The sequence below is a fragment of the Janthinobacterium sp. UMAB-56 genome (assembly GCF_900095265.1).
Lineage (GTDB): Bacteria > Pseudomonadota > Gammaproteobacteria > Burkholderiales > Burkholderiaceae_D > Janthinobacterium.
Map to the genome: position 1 here is coordinate 242,093 of NZ_LT607654.1, position 21,366 is coordinate 263,458.

21 protein-coding genes are annotated in these 21,366 nt (G+C 64.2%); 9 read left to right on the forward strand and 12 right to left on the reverse strand.

What is annotated here, in order from left to right; genetic code table 11:
• Nucleotides 1–225: 225 nt before the first annotated feature.
• Nucleotides 226–681, forward strand: a complete 456-nt coding sequence (locus K0F85_RS09715) for an Rrf2 family transcriptional regulator (RefSeq protein ID WP_219115835.1) — start codon at nt 226–228, stop codon at nt 679–681.
• 76 nt (nt 682–757) lie between these two features.
• Here K0F85_RS09715 and K0F85_RS09720 read toward each other — a convergent pair whose 3' ends face one another.
• The 3 genes from K0F85_RS09720 to hmpA all read right to left on the reverse strand — a co-directional run bounded on the left by K0F85_RS09720 (nt 758) and on the right by hmpA (nt 4,057).
• Nucleotides 758–2,425, reverse strand: a complete 1,668-nt coding sequence (locus K0F85_RS09720) for a cation acetate symporter (RefSeq protein ID WP_219115836.1) — start codon at nt 2,423–2,425, stop codon at nt 758–760.
• Between the two features lie 14 nt (nt 2,426–2,439).
• The gene (locus tag K0F85_RS09725) at nt 2,440–2,748 is read right to left on the reverse strand and encodes a DUF485 domain-containing protein (RefSeq protein ID WP_219115837.1); all 309 of its coding nucleotides are present in this window, start codon (nt 2,746–2,748) and stop codon (nt 2,440–2,442) included.
• A 127-nt stretch (nt 2,749–2,875) separates the two neighbouring features.
• Nucleotides 2,876–4,057, reverse strand: a complete 1,182-nt coding sequence (gene hmpA / locus K0F85_RS09730; protein WP_219115838.1) for an NO-inducible flavohemoprotein — start codon at nt 4,055–4,057, stop codon at nt 2,876–2,878.
• 362 nt (nt 4,058–4,419) lie between these two features.
• Between hmpA and K0F85_RS09735 the strand changes: the two genes are divergently transcribed.
• The 7 genes from K0F85_RS09735 to K0F85_RS09765 all read left to right on the forward strand — a co-directional run bounded on the left by K0F85_RS09735 (nt 4,420) and on the right by K0F85_RS09765 (nt 11,744).
• Nucleotides 4,420–5,298 (forward strand): STAS domain-containing protein, encoded by an 879-nt coding sequence (locus tag K0F85_RS09735; protein WP_219115839.1) that lies wholly within the window; start codon nt 4,420–4,422, stop codon nt 5,296–5,298.
• Nucleotides 5,299–5,305: 7 nt separating this feature from the next.
• Nucleotides 5,306–5,668 carry an STAS domain-containing protein gene (locus K0F85_RS09740; protein ID WP_219115840.1) on the forward strand — a complete coding sequence of 121 codons (363 nt, stop codon included), beginning with the start codon at nt 5,306–5,308 and terminating at the stop codon, nt 5,666–5,668.
• A 58-nt stretch (nt 5,669–5,726) separates the two neighbouring features.
• Complete coding sequence (locus tag K0F85_RS09745; protein ID WP_219115841.1) at nt 5,727–6,125, forward strand: ATP-binding protein; 399 nt, start codon at nt 5,727–5,729, stop codon at nt 6,123–6,125.
• Nucleotides 6,122–7,207, forward strand: a complete 1,086-nt coding sequence (locus K0F85_RS09750; protein WP_257572657.1) for an ATP-binding SpoIIE family protein phosphatase — start codon at nt 6,122–6,124, stop codon at nt 7,205–7,207. The genes K0F85_RS09745 and K0F85_RS09750 overlap by 4 nt, the downstream gene beginning before the upstream one ends.
• Nucleotides 7,204–9,027 (forward strand): ATP-binding protein, encoded by a 1,824-nt coding sequence (locus tag K0F85_RS09755; RefSeq protein WP_219115843.1) that lies wholly within the window; start codon nt 7,204–7,206, stop codon nt 9,025–9,027. The genes K0F85_RS09750 and K0F85_RS09755 overlap by 4 nt, the downstream gene beginning before the upstream one ends.
• Nucleotides 9,014–10,528: a response regulator gene (locus K0F85_RS09760; protein WP_219115844.1), complete on the forward strand. Its 1,515-nt coding sequence runs from the start codon at nt 9,014–9,016 to the stop codon at nt 10,526–10,528. The genes K0F85_RS09755 and K0F85_RS09760 overlap by 14 nt, the downstream gene beginning before the upstream one ends.
• A gap of 94 nt (nt 10,529–10,622) precedes the next feature.
• Nucleotides 10,623–11,744 carry a metallophosphoesterase gene (locus tag K0F85_RS09765; protein WP_219115845.1) on the forward strand — a complete coding sequence of 374 codons (1,122 nt, stop codon included), beginning with the start codon at nt 10,623–10,625 and terminating at the stop codon, nt 11,742–11,744.
• A 3-nt stretch (nt 11,745–11,747) separates the two neighbouring features.
• Here the strand turns inward: K0F85_RS09765 and K0F85_RS09770 are convergent, their stop codons facing one another.
• Together K0F85_RS09770 and K0F85_RS09775 are read right to left on the reverse strand one after the other, a co-directional pair.
• Nucleotides 11,748–12,500: a DUF4303 domain-containing protein gene (locus K0F85_RS09770; protein ID WP_219115846.1), complete on the reverse strand. Its 753-nt coding sequence runs from the start codon at nt 12,498–12,500 to the stop codon at nt 11,748–11,750.
• Between the two features lie 16 nt (nt 12,501–12,516).
• Complete coding sequence (locus K0F85_RS09775; protein ID WP_219115847.1) at nt 12,517–13,440, reverse strand: LysR family transcriptional regulator; 924 nt, start codon at nt 13,438–13,440, stop codon at nt 12,517–12,519.
• 123 nt (nt 13,441–13,563) lie between these two features.
• Here K0F85_RS09775 and K0F85_RS09780 point away from each other — a divergent pair, with 123 nt between their 5' ends.
• The gene (locus tag K0F85_RS09780; protein WP_219115848.1) at nt 13,564–14,325 is read left to right on the forward strand and encodes an SDR family oxidoreductase; all 762 of its coding nucleotides are present in this window, start codon (nt 13,564–13,566) and stop codon (nt 14,323–14,325) included.
• On the opposite strand, the gene K0F85_RS09785 is transcribed toward K0F85_RS09780, so the two are convergent.
• The 7 genes from K0F85_RS09785 to hpaR form a co-directional block, all read right to left on the reverse strand.
• On the reverse strand, nt 14,253–15,242 hold the full coding sequence (locus K0F85_RS09785) for an NAD(P)/FAD-dependent oxidoreductase (protein WP_219115849.1): 990 nt from the start codon (nt 15,240–15,242) through the stop codon (nt 14,253–14,255). The two genes, K0F85_RS09780 and K0F85_RS09785, sit on opposite strands and share 73 nt — an antisense overlap.
• On the reverse strand, nt 15,229–15,681 hold the full coding sequence (locus K0F85_RS09790) for an Rrf2 family transcriptional regulator (protein ID WP_219115850.1): 453 nt from the start codon (nt 15,679–15,681) through the stop codon (nt 15,229–15,231). Before K0F85_RS09790 ends, K0F85_RS09785 begins: the two co-directional genes overlap by 14 nt.
• A 112-nt stretch (nt 15,682–15,793) precedes the next feature.
• A complete protein-coding gene (locus K0F85_RS09795; protein WP_219115851.1) occupies nt 15,794–17,185 on the reverse strand; it encodes a cytochrome c in 1,392 nt (463 codons plus the stop codon).
• Entirely contained in the window at nt 17,182–18,789 is a 1,608-nt protein-coding gene (locus K0F85_RS09800; protein WP_219115852.1) for a GMC family oxidoreductase, read from the reverse strand. The genes K0F85_RS09795 and K0F85_RS09800 overlap by 4 nt, the downstream gene beginning before the upstream one ends.
• A 9-nt stretch (nt 18,790–18,798) precedes the next feature.
• Nucleotides 18,799–19,323, reverse strand: a complete 525-nt coding sequence (locus K0F85_RS09805) for a sorbitol dehydrogenase family protein (RefSeq protein WP_257572658.1) — start codon at nt 19,321–19,323, stop codon at nt 18,799–18,801.
• Nucleotides 19,324–19,351: 28 nt separating this feature from the next.
• The gene (locus tag K0F85_RS09810; RefSeq protein WP_219115853.1) at nt 19,352–20,518 is read right to left on the reverse strand and encodes a porin; all 1,167 of its coding nucleotides are present in this window, start codon (nt 20,516–20,518) and stop codon (nt 19,352–19,354) included.
• Between the two features lie 342 nt (nt 20,519–20,860).
• Nucleotides 20,861–21,316 (reverse strand): homoprotocatechuate degradation operon regulator HpaR, encoded by a 456-nt coding sequence (gene hpaR, locus K0F85_RS09815; RefSeq protein WP_257572659.1) that lies wholly within the window; start codon nt 21,314–21,316, stop codon nt 20,861–20,863.
• Nucleotides 21,317–21,366 lie beyond the last annotated feature (50 nt).

The window sequence follows — 21,366 nt, forward strand, 5'->3', positions numbered from 1 at the left end:
TTTTCTTGATTTGCATCCATAAAAAACCTATCCAAAGGGCAACAAGGGCTTGCAAGCTGTTTGCCAGGGCAACAATATGAAAATTTACTACGCATTTAAGCGAAAGGCAATCAACTTTTGTCTTTCAAGGCTGAAAAGTGACGCCGCAACCCACAGGGCCAGACGCGCTCCTGTATGCTGGCGGATGAAACAAGGATGTAATCCACATCTTTATAAGCGAACCCCATGCGACTGACTGCCTATACCGACTATACCCTGCGCACCCTGATGTATCTGGGCGTGCACCGCGACCGCCTCGTGACCATACAGGACATCGCCGACCTGCATTCAATTTCAAAGAATCATTTGATGAAGGTGGTACACCAACTGGGCCTGTCTGGCATCGTGGAAACGGTGCGCGGGAGGAATGGCGGCCTGCGCCTGGCGCGCGAGCCGGCCGAGATCAATATCGGCGCCGTGGTGCGCGAGACGGAGAATGATTTCTTCATGGCCGAGTGCTTTAGCCAGGAAAACAATACCTGTCCGCTGACGCCGGATTGCCTGTTGAAGGCCAAGCTGGGCCAGGCCACGGCTGCCTTCCTTGCCGTGCTCGACACGGTGACCCTGGCAGCCATCCTTGAACCCGCAGGCCACGCGCCTGCGCTGGCGGCAGGCGTGATTCCCCTGCATCTGGCCAAGTAGGCGCCTCCCACTGTGCGCTAAAAACAACAATGCCCGGCAAGCCGGGCATTGTTTTCTTCAGTAACCCACTACACCATCAATGCGCGCTGGCACCGGAGGCGCCGATGCCCGTCTCCGAACGCATTTCCTGCGCTTCGTAACCGGCGCGGTCGATGCGCGCGCGCGGGCTCTTGTCGAGCACCGAGAACAGCCAGATGCCGACAAAGCCTGCCGTCATCGAGAACAGCGCCGGCGAGGCGTAAGGGAATAGCGCTGCCGGATGACCGAGCACGTCGACCCACACGGACTTCGACACCACCGTCAGCGCGACGGCCGTCGTCAAGCCCAGGAAGCCGCCGATGGTGGCGCCCCGCGTGGTGCAGTCTTTCCACAGCACCGACATGAACAGCACGGGGAAGTTGGCCGAGGCGGCGATGGCGAAGGCCAGTGAGACCATGAAGGCGATGTTCTGCTTCTCGAAAGCGATGCCCAGCACCACGGCGATCATGCCCAGAATGATCGTCGTCACGCGCGACACTTTCAATTCATTGGCGCCCGTCGCCTTGCCCTTCTTGATGACGGTGGCATACAGATCGTGCGACACGGCCGAGGCGCCCGACAGGGTCAAACCGGCCACGACGGCCAGGATGGTGGCAAACGCGACAGCCGACATGAAGCCGAGGAAGACATTGCCGCCGACGGCCTTGGCCAGGTGCACGGCTGCCATGTTGTTACCGCCAAGCAACTTGCCTGCCGCATCCTTGAACTCGGGATTGGTGCTCACCAGCACGATGGCGCCAAAGCCGATGATGAAGGTCAGGATGTAGAAGTAGGCGATCCAGGTGGTGGCCCAGAACACGGATTTACGCGCTTCCTTGGCGCTTGGTACCGTGAAGAAACGCATCAGGATGTGCGGCAGGCCGGCCGTGCCGAACATCAGCGCCATGCCGAAGGAGATGGCCGAGATCGGGTCCTTGATGAAGGAACCGGGGCCCATGATGGCTTCCTTGGTGGCATGCACGTCCACCGCCTTGGCGAACAGTGCTTCCGGGCTGAAGTTGAATTGCGCCAGCACGGCGAGCGCCATGAAGGTAGCGCCGCCCAGCAGCATCACTGCCTTGATGATTTGCACCCAGGTGGTGGCCGTCATGCCGCCAAACAGCACGTAGATCATCATCAAGGTACCGACCAGGACGACGGCGATCCAGTATTCCAGGCCGAACAGCAGCTTGATCAGCTGGCCCGCGCCCACCATCTGCGCGATCAGGTAAAAAGCCACCACGACCAGGGTGCCGGAAGCCGAGAAGATGCGGATCGGCGCCTGCTTGAAGCGGTAGGCGGCCACGTCGGCAAAGGTGTAGCGCCCCAGGTTGCGCAAGCGCTCTGCCATCAGGAAGGTGATGACGGGCCAGCCGACGAGAAAGCCGATGGCGTAGATCAGGCCATCGTAGCCGTTCAGGAAGACGGCGGCGGAAATGCCGAGGAAGGAAGCGGCCGACATATAGTCGCCCGCAATGGCCAGGCCATTCTGGAAGCCCGTGATGCCGCCGCCGGCCGTGTAGAAATCGGAGGCCGACTTGGTCTTCTTGGCCGCCCACTTGGTGACAAACAGGGTGAAGATGACGAAGACGGCGAACATGGTGATCGCCGTCCAGTTGGTGGGCTGCTTGACTGCCTGGCCAAGGTCGGCGCCGGCCGCCAGCACGCTGTTGCTGGCGCCCGCCAGCATGGCCAAGGCTGCCAGGCAGGAAAATTTGCGTTGCATCGATGCGCTGCGACTCATGCCTGCACCCGCGCTTGAATGGCTTGCGTCAAGTCGTCGAATTGCTTGTTGGCGCGGCGCACATAGATGCCGGTGATCACCACGGTAAACACGATGACGAACAGGCCGATCGGCATGCCCCAGGTCATCACGCCGGTGCCCGTTTTAGTGGCAAGGAATTCCTTGTCGAAGGCGATGAGCAGGATGTAGCCGTAATACACCAGCATCATCAGGCCCGTCAGCGCCCAGCCAAAGCGCGAGCGCACCCTGACGAGCTTGTGGTAGTTGGGGTCACTCTTGATTTTTTGAACCAGATCGTCATGCATGATGTTGCCTCCTGTTATGTAAACGCGTGCTCTTTTGTGCGAGCTTGGATTCACAGTACAGCGCGAGACTTACCCGCCCCTTACGGCAGCGGTTTTTTCTCGCAGCAGCAACACAAGGCAGGCAAGGTCAGTTCAACGCGGCTGCCGGGCCGAAGAATTCATGGTGCGTCTGCTGTTCCGGCACGCCCAGCTCGCGCAAGTATCGCTTGACGGCCCGCATGAACGGCTGCGGCCCCAGGAAGTAGGCATCGACGTCGCGCGAGGCCGGCAGCCACTGCCCCAGCCTTTCTTTATCGAGCAAGCCGACAGCATCGGGCGCGTCTTGTTCGCCAGCATGTTCGGCGTAGCAGTAATAGCGCTGCAACTGCGGGTGCTGCGCGGCCAATGCGTCGATCTGCGCGCGAAACGCATGCACGCCCTGCTTGCGCGCCGCGTGGATGAAATGCACGGGACGCTTGCCGCGCAGGGCCGCCGTCAGCATGGCCAGGGTGGGCGTGATGCCCACGCCGCCGCTGATCAGTACCAGCGGCTTGTCGCTATCCGTCAGCACGAAGTCGCCCGAAGGCGGCGTCAGCTGCACCGTGTCGCCCGCCTGCACATGGTCGTGGAAGAAATTGGACACCTTGCCGCCCTGCTCACGCTTGATGCTGATGCGGTAAGTCTGGCCATTGCTGGCGGCGGACAAGGAATACTGGCGGCGCATGGGCACGCCATCGACGCTGGCCAGCACGCCGATATATTGACCTGGTGCGAAGTCGAGCACAGGCTGTTCATCGGCGGGCGCCAGCAGAAAGGACGTGATCTCCTCGCTTTCCAGCGTCTTGCTGCGCACGAGAAAATCGCGCGCACCGCTCCAGCCGCCAGGTGCGGCGGCCTGCGCCTTATAGATGCGCCCTTCTTCGCCTGCCAGGATGTCGGCCAGCTGGCCATAGGCCGCGCCCCAGGCGTCGATGACGGCGTCGCTTGCCACCTCGGCCCCCAGCACTTCGCGGATGGCTTGCAGCAGGCTGGCGCCCACCAGCCGATAGTGCTCGGCGCGGATCTGCAGGGCCACGTGCTTGTTGACGATGGTGGCCACCAGGTCGCCCAGCGCGGCAAGCTTGTCGATGTTCTTGGCATACATCAGCACGCCATTCGCCAGCGCGCGCTGCTGGTCGCCGCTGTGCTGGTGCGCCTGGTTAAAGTACGGCAGCACTTCGGGATGGTCGCGGAACAGATTCAGATAGAAGTGGCGCGTCAGCGCTTCACCGCCCCGCTCAAGGATGGGGACGGTGGCCGTGATGATGGTGCGTTGTTCTTGGGTCAGCATGTAAAACTCCTGTGTCTATGTATTCCAGCGGCCAGAAAAATCCAGGCAGGCGCCGGCGATGCCGTGCATCTCGTTTTCTTGCTGGCGCCCCAGCTATGCCACGCCGCAGGCTTGCTATCGAATTTATCGACAGGCACGGCGTGTTTCTCTTGTTGCGTGTTGCCAGTGTAGCGGGACTCGCCTAAACATGCAAATTAAATGCATCTTTAAAACATCCGTGCTTTCCTCGGGAATCTGGATCGACATGCGCCACTATGTGCGGCACAGAACACAAGGTACGGCCGTGCCTGCCTATAATTTATTCATCACAGCGCGGACCCGTTTGCGGGCGCGCCGCACCCTCCACTCAGCCAAGGATGAGCATGAAAAACAAGACGGGCACGGGCCAGGCGCAGCAACTGGCCGGCATCATCAACGAACACCACACGGCACTGCTGGACGGCTGGATGACCGGCCTGATTGCCCGCCTGGTGCGGCGCGACAAGATCGCGGAAAATGAGCTGCGCCAGCAGGCATCGCAATTTTTGCCCCTGCTGGCGGGCGCACTGGAAAGCGGCGACGCGTTTGACATCGAAGGCGGCGCCTGGGACGACGCGCGCCAGTTGCTGGCGGAAATATCGCAATCACGCGTGCGCCAGGGCTATTCGCCGATCGACACTGCCAGCTTCATGTTTTCCCTCAAGGAACCGCTGTTCGCCTACCTGCGCAAGGAAATCACGGCGCAGCAGCAGGAGCTGGGCGACGCCATCGTCAGTACCAGCAAATTGTTCGACGAGCTGGGCCTGCTGACCATCGCCATCTACCAGAAGGCGCGCGAACAGGTGATCTTGCGCCAGCAGCAAGAATTGCTGGAGCTGTCCACGCCCGTGGTGCAGCTGTGGCAAAACGTGCTGGCCCTGCCCCTGATCGGCACGCTCGACAGTGCCCGCACGCAGGTGGTGATGGAAAGCCTGCTGCAAAAGATCGTCGACACGGGCGCCCTGATCGCCATCATCGACATCACGGGCGTGCCGACAGTCGACACCCTGGTGGCGCAGCACCTGCTGAAAACCATCGCCGCCGCGCGCCTGATGGGCGCCGACTGCATCATCAGCGGCATCCGCCCGCAGATCGCGCAAACCATCGTGCACCTGGGCGTCAACCTGGAAGACGTGATGACCAAGGCCACCCTGGCCGACGCCTTCGTCGTGGCCCTGAAACGCACGGGTTCCAGCATCACTTACCAGCAACAGCAACACTGAGGCGCGCATGGAGAGAATCCCCATTTTACGCATGGGCCGGCTGCTGCTGGTGACGATCCAGGTGGACATGCATGACCGCCTGGCGATGACCTTGCAGGACGACCTGACCTCGCGCATCGTGACGGACCGCGCGACGGGCGTGCTGATCGATATTTCCGCGCTCGACATCGTCGACTCCTTCATCGGCCGCATGATCAGCAACACGGCAGCGATGGCGAAAATCCTCGACGCGCGCACCGTGGTGGTAGGCATGCAGCCAGCCGTCGCCATCACCCTGGTGGAACTGGGCCTGACACTGGAAGGCGTGAGCACGGCGCTGAACGTGGAGCGGGGCATCAAGCTGCTGGAACGGGACGGCGCATGCGCATGACGGGGGCGCCGTGCTAGGCGCGCAGACACCGCTGCGGGAGCAGGCCGCAGCGCAGCACATGCAGCAGACCCTGCCCCTGCACAGCGATGAAGACGTCGTGCGGCTGCGCAAGCAGGTGCGCGACAGCATGGTCGCCATGGGTTTTGGCCTGATCGAGCAGACCAAGATCATCACGGCGGCGAGCGAACTGGCGCGCAACACGCTGCGCTACGGCGGCGGCGGCGAAGCGCGCATCGCGCGCGTCTGCGACGGTGAGCGCCAGGGACTGGAACTGCGCTTTATCGATGCGGGACCGGGCATCGAGGATATTGCCCTGGCCTTGACCGATGGCTATACCAGCGGCGGCGGGCTGGGATTGGGGCTGGGTGGCGCCAGGCGCCTGGCCGACACCTTTCACATCGACACGGCGCCCGGCACGGGCACCACCGTCACCATCGCGAAATGGAAGCTGTTTTGAACCACCAGGAACCGCAGCCTGACATCCTCAGGCAAAGAAGTTTTCCCATCGGCGAACCGAGCGAGATCGCTGCGGCCCGCCGCGCCGGCAACGAACTGGCGCGCCGCATCGGCTTCGACGACGTACGCACGGGCCAGCTGGCCATCATCATCAGCGAAGCAGCCACCAACATCGTCAAGCATGCGCAGCGCGGCGAAATCCTGCTGCGCAAGGTGCTGCGCGGCGGCACCAGCGGCATCGAAGTGCTGGCCATCGACAGCGGTCCCGGCATGGCCAATGTGCGCCAGCACATGCAGGATGGCCATTCCACCACCGGCACCTATGGCGTGGGACTGGGCGCGATACGCCGTTTGAGCCAGGAATTCGACCTGTACACGGCACCCGGCAACGGCACGGTACTGATGATGGTGGTGTGGGGCCCCGACGCCAGCAGTGCCATTCCGGCCAGTCCGAACTGGCAGATCGGCGCCGTATGCCTACCGCTGGCCTCGGAACAGGTATCCGGCGACGCCTGGAACGTCGTGTGCGAAGGCCATGAACTGAGCCTGTTGGTGGCCGATGGGCTGGGCCACGGCCCGCTGGCGGCGCGCGCCTCGGAAACCGCCAGCGCGCTGCTGGAACACGACACGCCCGGCTTGGCGCCCCTGCCCGGCCCCTTCATCGAACTGGCCCACGGCGCGCTGCGCGCCACGCGCGGCGCGGCCATGGCGGTGGCGCATATCGACAGCGCGCGCCGCGAATTGCGCTATGCCGGCGTGGGCAATATCGCCGGCTGCGCCTTCGACGTACAACAGCGCCGGCATTTGCTGTCGCATAACGGCATCGTCGGCAGCAATCTGCGCAAAGTGCAGGAATTTTGCTATCCATGGCAGCCTGGCACGACCTTGATCATGCATAGCGACGGGCTGCACACGCGCTGGGACCTGGAACGGTATCCGGGCCTGGCGCATTGCCATCCCAGCCTGGTCGCCGCCGTGCTGTACCGCGACTTTGCGCGCGGGCGCGACGACGTCACGGTGGTGGTGCTGCGCGAACATGAGGAACATCAAGCGGTGACAGCCGAAGGGACAGGTGCGGCATGACACAACGCATATTGACGGCCCATATCGGCAGCGAACTCGATGTGGTGGGCGCACGCCAGCGCGCGCGGCAAATCGCTGCCTTGTGCGGCTTCGGCGTGCAAGACCAGGTGCGCATCGCCACGGCCGTGTCGGAACTGGCGCGCAACGTCTACAACTACGCCGGCAGCGGCAAGGTGCATTTCGCCATCGATGGCCTGACGGCGCCGCAGGTCCTCAGCATCCGCATCGAGGACCAGGGCCCCGGTATCGCGCAGCTCGAACAGATACTGGCAGGCACCTACCGCTCGCCTACGGGAATGGGACTGGGCATCCTGGGCGCACGGCGCCTGATGGACCGCTGCCATATCCACAGTGTGCCGGGCGAAGGCACGCTCATCACCTTGCACAAGCTGTTTCCGCGCGACGCGCCCCTGCTCGACGGGAGCATGATTGGCGCGCTGTCCGGCAGCCTGCAGGCGCTGCCATCGGATATCACGCTGTCCGAAGTGCAGCAGCAGAACCGCGAACTCCTGAGCACCCTGGCCGAGCTGAAAACGCGCCAGGACGACCTGCTGCAGCTGACGCGCGAACTGGAAGACACCAACCGGGGCGTGGTGGCGCTGTTCGCGGAACTGGATGAAAAAGCCGACCACCTGCGCCGCGCCGACCAGATGAAATCGCGTTTCCTGTCGAACATGAGCCACGAATTCCGCACACCGCTCAGCTCCATCCGCGCCCTGTCCAAGCTGCTGCTCGACCGCATCGACGGCGAGCTGTCCGAAGAGCAGGAAAAGCAGGTGCTGTTCATCCTGCAAAGCGCCGTCAGCCTGAGCGACCTGGTGAACGACTTGCTGGACCTGGCCAAGATCGAGGCGGGCAAGGTCGACGTGCATGCCAACAGCTTCCAGGTGGCCGACCTGTTCAGCGCACTGCGCGGCATGCTGCGCCCGCTGCTGGTGTCCGACAAGCTCACGCTCACCTTCATCGACCCCGCACCGGCGCTGCAGATACACACGGATGAAGGCAAGCTGTCGCAAATCCTGCGCAACTTCATCGCCAACGCCCTGAAGTTCACGGAAGCGGGCGCCATCATCGTCAGCGCCACGCCCTTGCCTGAGCAGGAGGCCATTCGTTTTTCCGTCTCCGACACGGGCCTGGGCATCGCCGCCGAAGACGTGCAGCTGATCTTCGAGGAATTCAGCCAGGTGGAAAACCACATGCAGCGCAAGGTCAAGGGCACTGGCCTGGGCCTGCCGCTGTGCCGCAACCTGGCCACCCTGCTCAATGGCACGGTGTCCGTGGAAAGCACGCCGGGCCAAGGTTCACTGTTTTCCGTGGTCCTGCCCACCAGCTACCATGCGCCCGAAGGCAGCCTGCCGCCATGTGCGCCGGCCAACGACAATGGCAACGACCAGCGCATACCCGTGCTGGTGGTGGAAGACAATCCACCCATCCGCCTGCTATATGAAAAATTTTTGGCCGGCAGCGAATTTCGCGTCATCCCCGCGCGCAGCGTACGCGAGGCGCAGGAGCGCTGGGAACAGCAGCGCCCCGCCGCCGTCATCCTCGACATCCTGCTGCACGGCGAAACGGCCTGGCACTGGCTGGCCGAGCTGAAAAACGACCCGCTGCGGCGCCAGGTGCCCGTCATCGTCGCCACCGAGATCGACGATGTGCGCAAAGGCCTGGCCCTGGGCGCCGACGCCTACTACGTCAAGCCGCTGCCGCGCCAGCAATTGCTGGCGACCCTGCGCGCGCTGATCGGCAACCAACACCACCGGCAAGAGCCGGTTCCGCCGCAAGGCACCACCACCTGGGACAATGTGCATGCTACCGGATAACAACAGCGATGCCCTGATCCTCAACGTCGATGACAGCGATGGCGCACGCTATGCCAAGTCGCGCATCCTGAAACGCGCCGGATTCAAGGTCATCGAAGCCTCGAACGGGGGCGACGCGCTGCTGCGCGCCCGCCAGGAGCGCCCCAACCTGATCCTCCTCGACGTCAAGCTGCCTGACATCAACGGCCTGGAAGTGTGCCGTCAATTGAAGGGCGGCGCCGAAACGAACACCATCCTGGTGCTGCAAACGTCGGCTTCCTGCATCGGCACGGCCGACAAGATCCGCGCCCTGGACGGCGGCGCCGACAACTATCTGGTCGAGCCGATCGAGGCCGACGAATTGATCGCCAACGTCAAAGCGCTGCTGCGCCTGGGGCGGGTCGAGCGCGCGCTGCGCGACGTGGACCGCCGCAAGGATGAGTTCCTGGCCACCCTGGCGCATGAACTGCGTAATCCGCTGGGCCCCATCCGCACGGCGCTGGCCCTGCTGTGCAAACTCGATCCCGTCGTGCCGGCCGTGCAGGACAATGCGCGCCGCACCATCGCCCGCCATACGGACCACCTGGTGCGCCTGGTGGACGATCTGCTCGACGTATCGCGCATTTCGCAGGGCAAGATCTCGCTGCAATGGGAAAGCGTGAGCCTGGCCAGCGTCGTCCGCAGCGCGCTGGAAACGAGCTCGCACAGCGTCGAAGCGCGCGGCCATGCGCTGGACGTGCATCTGCCCAAGGAAGAACTATGGGTCTGCGGCGATGCCGTGCGCCTGTCGCAGATCGTCGCCAACCTGCTGCTCAACGCGGCCAAGTTCACGGCGCCGGGCGGGCGCATCGTCATTGCCGCCGCGCGCGAGGGAGACAATGTGCGCATCCGCCTGAGCGACAATGGCATCGGCATCGCCGCCGCCAGCATCGACAGCATCTTCGACCTGTTCGAGCAGAGCGGCCATTCGCCCGACCGGGTGCAGGACGGCCTGGGCATCGGCCTGTCGCTGGTGCGCAAGCTGGTAAGCTTGCACGGCGGCAAGGTCAGCGTGAGCAGCCCCGGCGTAGGCCTGGGCAGTACCTTCGAGGTCATCCTGCCGCTCGACGCCAACGTACCGCTGCCGGTCGCGCCGGCGCCGCAGGCGGCCAGTGGCGGCAGCCAGCGCATCCTCGTCGTCGACGACAACTGCGATGCGGCCGATACCCTGGCCGAGCTGCTGGAAATGTACGGCCACACGGTGCGCACGGCGTACACGGGGATGCAAGCGATCGAGCGCACGCTGGAATTCAAGCCCGACATCGTCTTCCTCGACATCGGCCTGCCTGACATCAGCGGCTACGACGTGGCCGTCAAAATGCGCCAGTTGCCGATACCGCAGCAATTCCTGCTCGTCGCGCTGACCGGCTATGGCCAGGAACACGACCGCCAGGCGGCCCTGCAGGCCGGTTTCAACGAGCATTTCGCCAAGCCCGTCGATTTCGGCAAGCTGGCCATGCTGGGACTGCATATCGCGCTATGAGCGGAGCCGCAGCTCACTGCGGATAAAGGCCTCGGCTATAATCGGCCGAAGCCCGGCTTCACAGTAGCGGGCACCTCAACACTGGAACCATGACATGACAAGCCGCGCGCCGCTGCTGCGCATCACCATGATACTGGGCGCCCTGCACGCCCTGCTGGGCTGGCTGCTGCTGCCATCGCTGCCCGTCGGCCTGGCCGGCTGGCTGCTGGGCGGCCTGGTCTTGCTGGCGTCGACCATGCTGATGCCGATGACCATCTTCGCCCGCGCCGTCACCAACGACGCGCGCCTGGCCGACCGCTTGAGCTGGGCCGGTTCGCTGTGCATGGGCTTTTTTTCCTCGCTGTTCGTTCTGACCGTGCTGCGTGAGCTGCTGATGCTGATCCCCGCCGCCCGCCCGCACGCGCAGGCGTCCGCCGTGGCCGTTCTGCTCCTGGCGCTGCTGGCCACCGTCGTCGGCTTCATCAACGCCCGCCGCGTGGCGCGCGTGCGCGAGGTGAAGGTGCCGATTGCCGGCCTGCCCGCCGCCTTACAAGGATTAACCATCGTGCAATTGAGCGACATCCACGTGGGTGCCACCATCAAGCGCGCCTACGTGGAAGCCATCGTCGCGCGCGCCAATGGCCTACAGGCCGATATCATCGCCATCACGGGTGACGTGGTCGATGGCACGGTGGCGCAACTGGGCAGCCACACGGCGCCACTGGGCGAGCTGCGCGCGCGCCACGGCATCTTCCTCGTCACGGGCAACCACGAATACTATTCGGGCGCTGCACCGTGGGTGGCGGAATTTCGCCGCCTGGGCTTGCGCGTGCTGATGAACGAGCACACGGTGCTCGAGCACGATGGCGCGCACCTCGCCCTGGCCGGCGTCACCGACTTCAACGCGCAAGCCTTCGATCCGGCCCAGAAAAGCGACCCGCAGGCGGCCATCGCCGGCGCACCTGCCGATATCGCCCGCATCCTGCTGGCGCACCAGCCGCGCAGCGCGCCCGAGGCAGAAGCGGCCGGCTACGACCTGCAATTGTCGGGCCATACGCACGGGGGGCAGTTCTGGCCATGGAATCTGTTCGTGCCGCTGCAGCAGCCGTATGTGGCGGGACTCCACCGGCGCGGCCGCCTGTGGATTTACGTCAGCCGCGGCACCGGTTACTGGGGCCCGCCGAAGCGCATCGGCGCCCCGGCCGAGATTACGCGACTCAGGTTGGTGGCGGCGTAAGATTCACTCCGCCCAGCTGGCCATCCATGCCTCGAAACGCGCCACCACCGCCGGTGGATTCAGGCGCGCCATGGCGCCTTCCACTGGCTCGCTGTCGCTGACCTCGAACAGCAATACGCTCTCGTCGCGCTGCACGCCCGTGCCAAAACAGCCTTCGGCGTCGAGCTGCGCCAGCGCCTCGATGCAGGCGTCGAACACGCCGCTACGGAAGGTGGCGAAAGCGACCTCGAACGGCAAGTCGCGGTGCGCCTGCAGCAGCAAACGGTAGGCGCTGTCGAAATACGCGCCACCCTCGTCAAACGCCCATTCGGCCGGGTTCCACAGCATCTCTTCGCCATATTCCGAGGCGGCCAGCGCTTCGCGGCTGTTCGCCATGGGCCCGATGGTCATCGCGCTGTCGTCGCTCACCAGCGCAAACGCGTCGATGTGCTGGAGAGGATGGGCACGGCGCACGGCCCCAAATGCCAGGCGCGCGGCGTGCGCCACCAGGGTTTGCAGCAGCGCGAAATCGAAGACGGCCGGGTCGATGACGCTCTGGCGCGCCAAGGTATGGCCATCGGCCAGGGCGGCGCGGCAATGGGCCAGATATGCGGCGTGCGCTTCGGCTTCGCTCGCATACTGCGTGCGCGTCTCCTCGCCCCATGTCTCGACCGCGCCGCTGGCCGTCCAGACGGTGGTGCCGAATACGCGCGCTTCCCGGAAACGTACGGGCAGATCGCCATCCAAGGTGTAAAACAGGCTGTAATTGCTATGCATGGAAAATTTTCATTGGTTAATCGGGCCGTATCTGTCCGGCGAAATCGCGCTGGCGGAACTGCTCCAGCAAAAAATCGACGAAGACGCGCGTCTTCGCGGGCAGCATCTTTTTGCTGGGATAATACACTGACAGGGGACCGGAATCGGCACGCCAGCCGGGCAGCAAGCGGATCAAGGCGCCGCTGCGCAAGTGGGCCAGCGCGTGCGGCATGGGCAGCAGCGCTACGCCGACTCCCATGACGGCCGCCTGCGCCATCGCGTCCGGGTCGTCGAAGATGGCGCGCGGGCGGGATTCGGCCACGCCTTCTCCGCCCTGCCCGTCGCGCAGTATCCAGCTGCGCAATCTCCCGCTGCCGGCCGAGCGGCGCGCCACGCCGTCAAAGTGCGCCAGGTCCGAAGGGTGCACGGGCATGCTCTTGCCACGCATGAAGGCGGGCGACGCCGTGGCGACGACGTGGGCGTGGCCCAGTTCGCGCGCCACCACGCCCGGCGTCAGTTCGATGACGCCGCCGATGGCCACGTCGAAGCCCTCGCCGATCAAGTCCACTTGCCGGTTGTCGAAATGGCAGTCGGGGATGACGCCAGGATAGCGCGCGATGAACTCGCCCAGCAGCGGCACCACGTAGCTGCGCCCGAACGACGGTGCCATGCTGATTTTTAATATGCCGGCCGGCTGACCGCCCTCTTCCGCCACGCCGGCGATCGCTTCCTGCAAGGTCGACAGGGCGCCGGCTATCTGCTGCAGGAAGCGCTCGCCCCCTTCCGTCAGCGTCAGGCGGCGCGTGCTGCGCTGGAACAAGCGCAATCCCAGGCTCGCTTCCAGGCGCGCCACGTTCTTGCTGACGGCCGCAGGCGTCAGCCCCAGGCGGCGCGCAGCCGCGGAAAAGCTGCCCAATTCGGCAGACAGCACGAAGGATTGCAAGTGATTGAGGGCATCCATGCGCCTATTCTACCCGTTCATTCGATACTTATGGTTGAAAGTGATTGTAGCGATTCATGGCTAGCGCGACCGTAATGAAAGGCAGATACTGAGCTTCTCGATTCCCCACTTAGAAAGCCCATCATGCAAACCCATACCACCTCCTCCCAGCCTCTGCAAAACAAGATCGCCTTCGTTACCGGCGGCTCGCGCGGCATCGGCGCCGCTATCGTGCGCCGCCTGGCGCAGCAAGGCGCCAACGTCATCTTCACCTATCAAAGTTCCGCCGCCGAAGCGCAAGCGCTGGCCGCCACGGTGGAGGCTGGCGGCGGCAAGGCGCTGGGCGTGCAGGCCGATGCGGCCGACGCCAGCGCCCTGACGGCGGCCATCGACAAGGTGGCGGCGCAGTTTGGCCGCGTCGATATCCTCGTCAACAATGCGGGCGTGTTCCTGCCCGGCGCCATCGATGATTTTTCGCTGGAAGATTTCGACAAGACCGTGGCCGTCAACGTGCGCGCCGTGTTCGTCGCCATCAAGGCGGCCGTGGCGCACATGCAAACGGGCGGGCGCATCATCAATATCGGCAGCACGAATGCACACCGCATGCCCTTCGGCGGCGCGGCCGCCTACGCCATGAGCAAATCGGCGCTGAGCGGCCTGACACAAGGCCTGTCGCGCGACCTGGGCCCGCGCGGCATTACCATCAACAATGTGGAGCCGGGCCCCGTCGCCACCGACATGAACCCGCCGACGGGCGACTTCGCCGACCTGATGCACGGCCTGATGGCCCTGCCCCGCCACGGCACGGCAGATGAAATCGCCGGCATGGTAGCCTACCTGGCCAGTGCAGAAGCGGCGTTCGTCACGGGCGCGGGGCTGAAGATCGATGGCGGTTTTGCCGCCTGATCCAGTCCGAACATCAGCGAGCGGTGCGCTGCCACGCCGGCCATGGCGCCATCGGCCACCGCGAACGCCACGCTGCCGGCCATGCGCCCCGCATCCCCGCAGCAAAAGACGCCTGGCACGCTGCTGGCCTTTTGCTCGTCGGTGCGCACAAACGGGCCCATGGCGCCCTCTTCCAGCACGCAACCCAATTCGCCGGCCAGGCCACTGGCCTGGCGGGTGCTGGTCGCCACGAACAGGCCGGCCATCGCATGACGGCTGCCATCCGCCATGACCACGTCGGCCACGCCGTCGATCTGCGCCACGGGTGTGCGCACCACCGTCACGCCGCGCGCGGCCAGTTGCGCCAGCTGCGCCGCATCGGGCTCGAATGCGCCATTCAGGAAAAAAGTGACCGTGCCCCAGTCGGGCAGCATCAGGGCATGGTGCATGGACAGGGGTCCGGTGGCCAGCACGCCGATGGCGCCCTGCTGCAATTCATAGCCGTGGCAATACGGGCAATGAAAGACGCTGCTGCCCCAGCGTTCGGCCAGGCCTACGACGGGAGGCAATGCATCAATTACGCCGGTGGCCAGCACCAGGCGACGAGCGTGCATGACGCTGCCGTCCGCCAGGGTCACGGCAAAGCCATCGCCATCGCTGCTGGCGGCTGCCTGCACGGCCGTCCCGTCCAGCCAGGTGACGGTGGCATACGCCATCAACTGCGCCTTGCCCTCGGCCGCGATGGCGGCCGTCCCGCTGCCGTCTTGGGTCAGGAAACCGTGGGAATGGCTGGCATAACGGTTGCGACGCTGGCCGCCATCGATCACTAGCACGCGGCGGCGGGCGCGCGCCAGTTGCGTGGCGGCGGACAGGCCGGCGTAGCTGCCGCCGACGATGATGACGTCGAACGGGGCGAAAGGCAATTCAGGAATGTGCATGGTGTGCTCCTCGGTGTAGGTCGTATTGCTGGCTGAAACGGTCGGCCAGGTCGGCCAGGGTGACAGCGCCAAAGCGCTGGATCAGCAGTGCCTCGGCTTCGTCGAAGGCGCCGGCCAGCGACTGGTTCACCACTTGCTCGACCAGGCAGCCCGGCTGGTCGACGCGGTTGCCCATGGCGAAGATGGTGGGCGAACCCACGGCCACGTAAATGTCTTGCAGGGTCACGCGGTGCAGGTCACAGACGATGCGCCAGCCGCCGCCATGGCCCTTGATCGAGGCCACATAACCGCGTTCGCGCAAGCCGGCCATCACGCGCCGCACCAGCACGGGGTTGGTGTCAAGGTAGCCGGAAAGTTCCTCGGACGTCATCGGGCGTCCCGCGTGGGCCATGTGCAGCAGCACATGGAGGATCGATGATAGTTTGCTGTCGCGTCTCATGTAACTAATGATAGTACATATTTGTCGCATATGCAAACGAGTTGCAATCATCAGGCATAAAAAAGGGGCAGACCCTTTCGAGTCTGCCCCAGTCTTTGCCATGGGATTATGCTTACATCGCCTTGCGCCGGCGTCCCCGCCACCACACCAGCAAGGCCAGCAGCAACAGCACGCCGACGATGATGCCGGCGCGGGCCAGGCCGATCAGGTTTGACGGCGCGCCGCCGTTGCGCAGGGTCGCCACCTGTTGCGCCGTCACCTTGATTGCGGGATTGCCGTACATCGTCTGCACGTAATTACCGAGGGTGACGATCTGCTCGTCCGTCAGCGTGTGGCGGAAGGCGGGCATCAGCTGGCCACTGCCACCGTCCTGCCGCGCCACGCCATCGAGCATGGCCATCACCAGGTTGTTGCTGTTGCTGCGGCCCGTCGCCGAGTTATGGAACAGCGGCGGCAAGCTGCCATCGAAACTGCCCTCGCCCCTGGCCTGGTGGCAGCTGGCGCATTGCGCATCGTACAGCTGCGCGCCCGACATCGTGTTCAGGTTTTGCGGCAGTGGCACGCCGCGTATGGCACGCAAGTCGTCGCCCGCCTGGCCCCATTGCGTCACCGGTTTCGTGTCAGCCGCATCGCGCACGGCCGGCACGCTTTTCAGGTAATGCGCGATGGCGTTCAAGTCCGCATCGCTCAAGTGCTTCAAGCTATGGTCGATGACTTCGGCCATGGGACCGGCGGCCTGGCCCCGGTGCGCTGCCCGGCCCGTGCGCAGGTAGACTGCCAGCGCCTGCTGGCTCCAGCTGCCGATGCCGCTGTTACTGTCCGAGCTGATGTTCGGCGCATGCCAGGTGCCCAGGTCCGCGCCGCCCAGCGCTTTCGACAACTGCTCGGCCATCAGCGCATTACGCGGCGTATGGCAGGTGCCGCAGTGGGCCAGTCCTTGCGCCAGGTAAGCGCCGCGATTCCACTCCATGCTTTTCGACGCATCGGCAACGAACGGCTTTGTGTCGAGGAAGAGCACATTCCAGCCCGCCATCGACAGGCGGATATTGAAGGGGAATGGCAAGTCGGTCCGTGTTGCCGGCGCCGCGTCCACCGCCGCCACGTCATGCATGAAGTAGGCGTACAAGGCAGCCGTGTCGTCATCCGTCACCTTGGCATAGGCCGTATAGGGCATGGCAGGGTACAGGTGCGCGCCATCGGCCCGCACGCCGCGTCGCAGCGCGTCGGAAAACTGCTGCAAGGTGTAGTTGCCGATGCCATGCGTTTTCGACGGTGTGATGTTGGTGGCGACGATGGGCCCGAGCGGCGTGGCCAGGGCCAGGCCGCCTGCCATCGGTTTACCGCCAGGCACGCTGTGGCAAGCGATGCAGTCACCTGCCGTGGCCAGGTAGCGGCCACGCTCGATGGATTGCACGTCGGCGCCCGGGGGGGCCGCCGCCAGCACCGGCAGGCTGAAAAGTGACAGCAAGGCGGCGCCCGCCGCCAGTCTGAAGGCCGCCATCATGCTTTCGCTCCCTGTTCGTCGAGAATGTGCTTGACGGTGCGCAGAGCCACGGCCAGGCCGTTTTCCGTCGAGTTACAGGTGCCGGACGTAGGCAGCACGCCGGTGCTGCACAGGAACAGGTTGGCATGATCAAACGTGCGGCCCCACTGGTCGCATACGGCCTTGGCCGGATCGGAACCCATCGACAGGGTGCCGCAGATGTGCTGGTTGTTGGCGAACACGCCTTCCTTGCTGTGGCGCAGATTGGTGCCGCCCATCAGCCTGGCGATTTGTTCGAAATCCTGCTTGGAACGCTCGTGGCCACGTTTGGTGTAGTCGTCGATCGCGTAGTGCGCCTGCGGCTTGGGGATGCCCATGGCATCCTTCTCGCTGCTGAGGGCAATGCGGTTTTCCGGGTTCGGCAGCACTTCCAGCACATTTTTCAGGCTCATTTCGCGCGCCGAACGGAAACGCAGCTGCTGTTCGAATTGCGCGCCAAAGACACCCTTGCCTATCAACTCTTTGGTGGCACCATCCACGCGCGAGATGTTCGTGAAATCCAGGCGGTACGGTGAATGCTGGCTGCGGAAGTCGCCATCGCGCATGGTATTGATGGAATTCGGACTTTGCGGGCCCCGACCCAGCCACAGGTCTTCATCGGCGTCGAAAGTGATCGAGGTGCTCGGGTGGTCCATCAGGTTGCGACCCACCATGTCGCTGCTGTTGGCCAGGCCGTTCGGATATTTTTCCGAGGCGGAAACGAGCAGCAAGCGGGGGCTTTCAATGCCGTTGGCCGCCAGGATGAAGGTCTTGGCCGTAACGCGGTGGCTGTTCTTGTCCACGTCGTAGTACAGGGCCGCCGTGATGCGGCCCTGCGCGTCGTGTTCCAGCTTGTAGACATTGGCATTGACGACGATTTTCACGCCAGCTTCTTCCGCTTGCAGCGCGGCGATGCCGCCATGGTATTGCGCGTCGATGGGGCAGATCGGCTGGCAGCTGTTATTGCCACAGCAGGCAGGACGACCATCGTAACTGACGCTGTTGCGCGCCACCGTGTTGCCGACCACCTTGAACGCCGGGTCGAGGCGCTCGCGGATGCGGCGCATGGCATACGGCTCCGTCACCGGCTCCATCGGCAAGGGCTGCTTGCGCGGCGAACCCGTGTTGTCGGCACCGGAGACGCCCATGATGTCTTCCGCTTCCTGGTAGTACGGCTCCAGGTCCGCATAGCTGATGGGCCAGTCGACGCCCACGCCGTATAGCGTATGGATGCGGAAATCGTTCGGCACATTGCGCCAGGCTTGCGCGGCCCAGTGCCAGGAAGTGCCGCCGAACTGGCGGATGTATTCGGCCGGGTATGGGTACGGGCCGGCCTGCACCAGGTAGCCGTTGTCCTTCGGCTGGTAGATCGGGTGCGGCGCCGTGGCCACCGAGGGATACGGCGACATCCAGTCGCTGCGGCGCGTCGTGTTGCGGAAACGGGCGACGATTTCGCCGCGCGAGACGCGCGGGCCCGCTTCCAGGATCAGCACCGAGGCGCCCGCCAGCGCCAGCTTGCGCGCGGCCAGCGAGCCGATGATGCCGGAGCCGATCACGAGGTAATCGGCGGAGAGTTCTTCAGCCATGATGGCTCCTTAAATTGGTTTTCTGGCCCAGCTGCCGTAGGCGCCGTAGGAATACGTGGGAGGTTTCAGCACGTCGGCCACGACGGCCGCGTTCAACGCCTGCTCGTAGGCGACGCAGACGGCCGCCTCGCCCGTGCCGACGATGCCCAGGTACCAGGCGCTGGCGATCTGACGCGGCAAAGCCGCCAGCGGCGAACGGGCAGGGTCGAGCGCGTCGAGCGCTTCCTGCAAGCCGGCCGCCTGCAAACCCTGCGCATTGATCAAGGCCAGCAGCGCGCGCACCTTGGCGGGAAAGGCGGCGTCCTGCGCCACCAGCGCGTCATACAGGCGAGTGGCCAGCACGGGGTCGAGCACCGGACGCCCCACCAGCATGGCCGACACGCCCAGAAAGGCGCCCTGCTCCGCATTGGCGACCGGCTCGGCCAGCGCCCAGGGTATCAGCGCCGCGACCGAAGCGGACAGCAAGCCGGCCAGTACCATGCGGCGGCCGGGATTCAGAGGGCTGCTTCCCTCTTTGTGATGTGTAGTATCCAATTGAAGCTCCCGTGAGTTCAGCAACCGTTCAGAAAGAATGTTTGAGACCGACCATCACCACCGTCTGGCCGCCGTTCGACGATGGCGTGCCATTTTGCGCATCGCCGACCGAGGCGACGGCGTCGACGATGGCGCCGTCCTGGCCCAAGGTTTGGCCGCGCGCCAGCTGGCGCGCTTCGATCAGGTAGAGCGCGGTGCGCTTCGACAGCGCGTAATTCTGCTCGAACGACAGCTGGCGGTAGCGCGCGCGGTCCGACACGCCGTTGGCGTGGCTGGCGAAAGTATCGCTGTAGCCGCCGGCCAGAAACCACTGCGGCGTCAACTGGTAACGGGCAATCACGCCGGCCGTGTTGAAGATGGCCGTGTCGCGGAAGGTCGAGCGCCTCCCCGCCTGGTATTGCACATTGCTGGCATTGGCGCCCACCATCCACTTGCCCATGGTGTAGCGCGCGCTGGCGGCGATGAATTCGATGCTTTCGGCCGAGGCGTAGCCCTGGTTGATGGCGGAAATGCCGAAGCTGGCCGAGGCGTTGTCGCTCCAGCCGGCGCCATTTCCGCCATTTTTCAGTTTCAGATAGCCGAGCGCGAATTCGGCTGGCGCTGCGCTGTACTTGACGGCGGCGCTGAAGCTGCTGCCCACGGCATCGCCGTCGGCCGCTTCACCGAAGCCATATTGCGCGCTCGCCTGCAGGCCGCGCCATGCGGGCATGCTGTAAGTCAGGGAATTGCTGATGCGCACGGTGGTATCGAGGCCGTCGATATCGCCCGGGTGGGCACCGGTAGCACCCGTCAAGACATTGCTCGACGCCAGCGAGCCCACCAGCAGGTAGTAAGGCGTGTACTGGCGGCCGGCCGTCAGGCTGCCGTAGGCGTTCGATTGCAAGCCCACGTAAGCCTGGCGGTTGAACAGGCTGCTGGCGGAACTTTGCGCGCCCGTATCGCTTTCAAAGCCGTTTTCCAGCAAAAACAGCGCCTGCAAGTCGCCGCCCAGGTCTTCCACGCCCTGGAAACCGATCTTGCTGGCGGACAAATTGCCGCTGCGCATATACGTGTTCGACTTGCCGCCCTGGTTGCTCGCGTAGGCGCTAGCCGCATCGAGCACGCCGTAAATGGTGACATTGCCTTGGGCGCAAACGTTTGCGCCGATGAGCGTGGAGATGGCTAGCGCCGCTGCGCGCATGCATGGTGTGTTCATTTTTCCTGACTTTCCTGTTTTATTGCACGTCCGGCAAGTATCGCCGCCGCGATGGCGCAATACAGGCTGTAGCGCCGCGTTGCCGCCCCATCCGACGAATGGGGGTCCGCTGTTCTTCTTGATTTGGATCAAGTAGGGCAAATTATACGCTTATTCACTAACATGTAAGCGATTAGCTGTAAGCTGTAGTCTTATAGCAAAACCGAGAGGCGCGCAGGCGCTAGCCCGGCAGGATGGGGAAATGTGCGGAACAGGCATGGGAAAAGCAGCGGCGGCACGTGTTGAAAAACACGTGCCTGGTCGATGCTCAGGCAGGGAAAGCCGGGAGGACGGGACTGGGCGTCAGCGCAGGATGGCGGGCGCCACCGGCAGAGCTTCCAGCGCAATGAAGGCTTCCAGGGCGCGGCGCATGTCTTCGAACACTTGCTTGCCGTAAGCCGCTTCCAGGTGCTCATATTGCAAATCGATTAACTTGCCCATCTGCAGCAACAGGCTGGCGCCCGCTTCCGACAAATGCACCTTGCGGCGGCGCTGGTCGCCTTCAAACTTGCTGCGTCCGATCAAGCCGATTTCTTCCATGCGCGCCAGGATGCCGCTCATGCTGGGGCTGGAAATCTGGCATATCGCGCACAGCTCGCGCGGTTCCAGGGTCGGGCTTTCATTCAGTGCGCGCATGATGCGCCACTGCTGCTCCGTCACGCCGAAGTGATTGAGGATGGGACGAAAATGCTGCAGCAGGCTGTCGCGGGCCTTCAGCAGCAGTTGCGGCATGTTCGGATAACGGATCGGTAGCTGCAAGCGGAACTCCCTGAATGGCCAGAAAATGAGCGTCATTATACGGCTCGCCC

Bases quoted from the DNA above. Each gene is read 5' to 3' on its own strand.
- K0F85_RS09715 (WP_219115835.1), top strand. From the start codon at position 226: ATGCGACTGACTGCCTATACCGACTATACCCTGCGCACCCTGATGTAT.
- K0F85_RS09720 (WP_219115836.1), bottom strand. From the start codon at position 2,425: ATGCAACGCAAATTTTCCTGCCTGGCAGCCTTGGCCATGCTGGCGGGC.
- K0F85_RS09725 (WP_219115837.1), bottom strand. From the start codon at position 2,748: ATGCATGACGATCTGGTTCAAAAAATCAAGAGTGACCCCAACTACCAC.
- hmpA (WP_219115838.1), bottom strand. From the start codon at position 4,057: ATGCTGACCCAAGAACAACGCACCATCATCACGGCCACCGTCCCCATC.
- K0F85_RS09735 (WP_219115839.1), top strand. From the start codon at position 4,420: ATGAAAAACAAGACGGGCACGGGCCAGGCGCAGCAACTGGCCGGCATC.
- K0F85_RS09740 (WP_219115840.1), top strand. From the start codon at position 5,306: ATGGAGAGAATCCCCATTTTACGCATGGGCCGGCTGCTGCTGGTGACG.
- K0F85_RS09745 (WP_219115841.1), top strand. From the start codon at position 5,727: ATGCAGCAGACCCTGCCCCTGCACAGCGATGAAGACGTCGTGCGGCTG.
- K0F85_RS09755 (WP_219115843.1), top strand. From the start codon at position 7,204: ATGACACAACGCATATTGACGGCCCATATCGGCAGCGAACTCGATGTG.
- K0F85_RS09760 (WP_219115844.1), top strand. From the start codon at position 9,014: ATGCTACCGGATAACAACAGCGATGCCCTGATCCTCAACGTCGATGAC.
- K0F85_RS09765 (WP_219115845.1), top strand. From the start codon at position 10,623: ATGACAAGCCGCGCGCCGCTGCTGCGCATCACCATGATACTGGGCGCC.
- K0F85_RS09770 (WP_219115846.1), bottom strand. From the start codon at position 12,500: ATGCATAGCAATTACAGCCTGTTTTACACCTTGGATGGCGATCTGCCC.
- K0F85_RS09775 (WP_219115847.1), bottom strand. From the start codon at position 13,440: ATGGATGCCCTCAATCACTTGCAATCCTTCGTGCTGTCTGCCGAATTG.
- K0F85_RS09780 (WP_219115848.1), top strand. From the start codon at position 13,564: ATGCAAACCCATACCACCTCCTCCCAGCCTCTGCAAAACAAGATCGCC.
- K0F85_RS09785 (WP_219115849.1), bottom strand. From the start codon at position 15,242: ATGCACATTCCTGAATTGCCTTTCGCCCCGTTCGACGTCATCATCGTC.
- K0F85_RS09790 (WP_219115850.1), bottom strand. From the start codon at position 15,681: ATGAGACGCGACAGCAAACTATCATCGATCCTCCATGTGCTGCTGCAC.
- K0F85_RS09795 (WP_219115851.1), bottom strand. From the start codon at position 17,185: ATGATGGCGGCCTTCAGACTGGCGGCGGGCGCCGCCTTGCTGTCACTT.
- K0F85_RS09800 (WP_219115852.1), bottom strand. From the start codon at position 18,789: ATGGCTGAAGAACTCTCCGCCGATTACCTCGTGATCGGCTCCGGCATC.
- K0F85_RS09810 (WP_219115853.1), bottom strand. From the start codon at position 20,518: ATGAACACACCATGCATGCGCGCAGCGGCGCTAGCCATCTCCACGCTC.